The organism is bacterium, from assembly GCA_026398675.1.
Taxonomy (GTDB): domain Bacteria; phylum RBG-13-66-14; class RBG-13-66-14; order RBG-13-66-14; family RBG-13-66-14; genus RBG-13-66-14.
On the sequence record JAPLSK010000325.1, the window covers coordinates 1 to 4,253 of the forward strand.

Annotated in this window: 4 protein-coding genes; all 4 read left to right on the top strand. The window is 67.1% G+C overall.

Annotated features, from left to right (window positions below; translation table 11 throughout):
• On the top strand, positions 1 to 2,131 hold a 2,131-nt coding region (locus tag NTW26_09460; GenBank protein MCX7022480.1), incomplete at its 5' end, for a M28 family peptidase.
• Positions 2,132 to 2,217: 86 nt separating this feature from the next.
• Complete coding sequence (locus NTW26_09465; GenBank protein MCX7022481.1) at positions 2,218 to 2,679, top strand: hypothetical protein; 462 nt, start codon at positions 2,218 to 2,220, stop codon at positions 2,677 to 2,679.
• Between the two features lie 157 nt (positions 2,680 to 2,836).
• Positions 2,837 to 3,877 carry a hypothetical protein gene (locus NTW26_09470; GenBank protein ID MCX7022482.1) on the top strand — a complete coding sequence of 347 codons (1,041 nt, stop codon included), beginning with the start codon at positions 2,837 to 2,839 and terminating at the stop codon, positions 3,875 to 3,877.
• Between the two features lie 125 nt (positions 3,878 to 4,002).
• The coding region (locus tag NTW26_09475; protein ID MCX7022483.1) for a glycosyltransferase at positions 4,003 to 4,253 on the top strand (251 nt) is incomplete at its 3' end.

Consider the following 4,253-nt stretch of genomic DNA (forward strand, 5'->3'; position numbering starts at 1 on the left):
GGCCGACGACCTGCTGGGGCTCATCGGTCTGGGATGCCGCCTGTGTCACCTGGAACCGACGGTCAGAGCCCCCCAACGCGACGCACCGCCGGATATTCTCACCGCCGACGCCCGGGAGCTCGTAGACAAGGTGGACCTGGACCGGATTGACGCCTTCGACTACGACCTGACCGAGTTCCGCACCCGCTACGCCTACACCCCGCAGAACAACCTGGCGGGGGACTACATTGCCGCCGAGCTGGCGGGTTCGGGCTTCGCGGTGACGCGGGAAAAATGGCTCGGCGCCAGCCCCCAGTCCCTGGCCGCCGAAGACGGGCTGATAGCCTTCTCAATGGCCAGCTCCCACCTCTTCTACTCCACCGACGGCGGGACGACCTTCGCCGAGTACTTCCCCGCCGGGAAGATAGAGACCTGGCAGAACAGCGCCTGTGCGGTCTTCCCCCCGGAAACGATCCATTTTGCCGGCGACGACACATATTACCGCACCGACGACGGCGGGTTGACTTGGAGCGAAACCCAGTTCGACCTGGGTTCGGAAAGCAACTACCTCTCGACGATGGTGTTCGCCGACGCGGATACCGGCTACCTCTTCAGCGCCTCGGGCGACGTCTGGCGCACCGAGGACTCGGGTTCGATCTGGGAGGAGGTCGGGGGCACGGGCATGGAGATTTTCGCCGCGGCGTGTCTTCCGGGCGACACCCGGACGGTCGTCGGGGTGAGCCGCGCCGAGACCGTGCTCCGGAGCGCCGACGGCGGCGAGACCTGGGAGACGGTCCACGACACTCCCAGCGGTTCGACGCTCTACGACGTGGCCTTCGGGGATTCCGACCGGGGCCTGGCGGTGGGTACGGCCGACCGGCTGCTCATCACGCAGGACGGCGGCGTAACCTGGACCCCCTCGCAGATTCCGGGCGTTGACCCCGCCCAGCAGCTCCTCGCGGTGACGGGCACCGGCCCGCTCGGGTTCGTCGTCGGGTCGCTCTACGGGGAGATGTACCGCACCGCGGACGGCGGGGAGAGCTGGGAGACCGTGACCACCGGAAAGGCCTCGTCGGTAAGCGCGCTGGACTGGGACGGGGCGAACGGCAAGGTCTGGCTCGCCACGAAGGACGGACCCGCCTATGCCGACGGGGAACTGGACGGGCTCACCTGGCGGCTCGAGGGGATCGATCCCGGCACGAGCATCCTGTGGGAGAACATCATCGGCGAAAAAACCGGAACCGACTACCCGGTGAGCTACGTTTACGGCACCGCCCACTTCGACTCCATCTCCGGTCGCGGGGAGGGAGACGAGGATCCGTACATTTGCGCCCCCGGCGCCAACGACAACGGGTCGGGGTCCGCGACGCTCCTGGAGATGTCGCGCGTCCTGGCGGATTACACACCCCGGCGCAGCCTGCGCCTGGCGTTTTTCAACGCCGAGGAGCTCGGGCTCCACGGAAGCTCCCACCACGCCCGGCAGCTGGCCCTGGAGGGAGTTGAGGTGGACGGGGTGATCAACCTGGACATGGTCGTCTGGAGCGACCCCCCCGATGTCCAGGAGGACCTGGACGTCGTCACCGATTACCGGAGCGAGTGGCTCGCCGACGTGCTCATGGAATCTTGCACCCGCTACGGCGACGGCCTGCCCGGGCTGAAGCTCATCGAGCCGGATTTCTACCGCTCCGACCACGCCGCCTTCTGGCTGGTGGGATACCCGGCCCTCCTGGGGATAGAGGATATAAACGTCCCCTACCCCGACTACCACTCCTACCTGGACGACTACCCGACCATCGCGGGCCACTTCCCGCTGACCCGGCAGATAACGCGGGCCGCCCTCGGCGCCCTGGCCGGCCTCGTCGGCATTCACGACGACCAAATCTACAATCTTGCCGACATCTACGCCTACCCGAACCCCTTCCGCGGCGACCGGCACTCCGGGGTGACGTTCAACGGGCTCCCGCCCGGCTCCAAGCTTCAGGTGTTCGACATCGCCGGGAACCTGGTCTACGAAACCGTGAGCCCCGCCTTCGAGCTGGACTGGGACGTGATGAACTCGTCGGGCGCCGAGCTGGCCGCGGGCGTGTACCTCTACCACGTTACGGCCCCCGGTGGGGATTCCGTTACTGCCAAACTGGCGGTGATACGCTGAAACTCAAGGGAAGGCCGGTCTTCGCGATTCTCGCGCTCCTCGCCCTCGGGACGGGGTGCACCGAGGGTCTCGAAAACGAAGGTGGGGTGAAACCACCCCCCGCGGCGGATATCGCCTCCCTGGCCGAGCTGGTGCGGTCGGCCTGCGCGACACTCGACCAGGCCGCGAAGGATTTCGGGGAAAACAACTTCGGTTTGGCGGCCGGCGACGTGTCCCAGGCGCAAGAGGCGCTGCGGGAGGTATCCCGGGTACGGCTCCCCCTCGCCGTGGTGGCCCAGCACGTCTACACCGCAGACGTGAACCTCCGGTTCTCCGACGCGCCCAAGAGGGCCCTGACGGAGCTCGAGGCGGCACGGGATTTCCTGGCGGAGACGCTCCTCGATACCGGGACGTACGAACGGAAGGTGCTGAGCCCCTTTCTCGACCGACTAATCGGGATTATAGACGACGGGTCGGTCAGCCGGGGGGAGAAGCTGTCCCAGCTCGAGGCCCTGCAGCGCGACCTCGGCGTGGCGGTCTCGGGAACTACCGGAGCTCGAGGGAAGTGACGTCCGATGACGGCGACCAAAGGGGAAAACGAAGTAACGCTCCCGGCGAAACGAAGTAACGCCCCTGGCGAAATGCGGACGATAGGGTGACCGCGACCGAAGCCAAATCGAGCGTAGCGAGCTATGCCCCCGGCAAAACGCGCCCGAAGGAATGACCATGGCCGAAGGGAACATCAGGCTCGACCTCCGCACGAGCGACCAACGGCTCCTCGGGCGCAACGGCCTCGATTTCACCCAATGGCGGGACTCTTACCCCGAGCTGGTCACGGCGCTCACCGGTCCCATCCCGGGCTACGCCGCTCTGCCCGACCAGCAGGTCTCGGACCTCATCCGCTGGGCCGAGTCACGGATGGAAAGCTGCGACGACCTCGTGCTCTTGGGAATCGGGGGGTCGGGGCTGGGGGCGCGGATGCTCAACTGCGCCTTCGTCGAGCCGGCGTCCAGGAAGCCCGGCCATCCAAGGCTCCACGTGGTGGACAACGTGGATCCCCGTCACCTGCGTCACCTGCTGGTGGAGCTCGACCCGCGCCGCACCTTGGTGAACGTGATTACGAAATCGGGCTCCACGGCGGAGACGATGGCCTCCTTCGCCGTGGTGCGGGGATGGCTCCGCGAGGCCCTGGGGAAAGGTTACGGGGAGCGGGTGGTGGCCGTCACGGACCCGGACCTCGGCGACCTGCGCGCGCTGGCGACGGCCGAGGGTTACAAGACCTTCGACGTTCCGCCCGACGTGGGCGGACGCTACTCGGTGTTGAGCCCCGTGGGGCTCGTTCCGGCAGCGCTCCTGGGGATTGACGCCCGGGAGCTCCTGGCCGGCGCGCGGGCCATGCGCACCGCCACAATCGTCCCGGACTGGCGGAAAAACCCCGCGCTGGCACTGGCCCTGGCCCTTCACCAGCATCACCGTGCCGGCAGGAGAATCGTCTCGGTCATGCCCTATGCCGACGGCCTCTCCGACTTCGCCCTCTGGTTCGCCCAGCTCTGGGCCGAGAGCCTGGGCAAGCGCCGGGAAGGAACGGACCCCTACGGTCCGACGCCCCAGGCAGCCCTCGGCGTCACCGACCAGCACTCCCAGCTCCAGCTCTACGTGGACGGGCCCAAGGACAAGGTCGGTATACCTCTGTCAGGCGGCGGCGTCCATCACCGGGAAGCTCGCCGGGATAGATGTCTACACGCAGCCCGGCGTCGAGGAGGGTAAAAAAACGACCTACGCCTACATGGGCCGCGAAGGATACTCCCTCACGGTCGCCCTAGACGAGCTGCTGACGCCCTCGACTAAGTCCCGACTAGTCAGCGAACTGAAAGTTACGGACTAGCGTGAGTATGTGCCGAGTATCGGTCATCGTCGTCAATTACGACACCCGCGACGACCTCGCGCGCTGCCTGGACCACCTCGCGCGGCAGGACGAGCCCGTCGAAATCATCGTCTTCGACAACGGCTCGCTGGACGGCTCCGCGGACGCAGTCAGGCGAGTGCGTAGGGGGCCGGGGCTTGAGTCCCCGCCCGAGGGCGACCGCGGTGGGTCGCCCCCAAGGCTCTTCGCCAGCCCCGTCAACCAGGGATATGCGGCGGC

What these genes read in the sequence shown, in the direction of transcription:
- NTW26_09470 (MCX7022482.1), top strand. Translation starts at nt 2,837, where the DNA reads ATGGCCGAAGGGAACATCAGGCTCGACCTCCGCACGAGCGACCAACGG.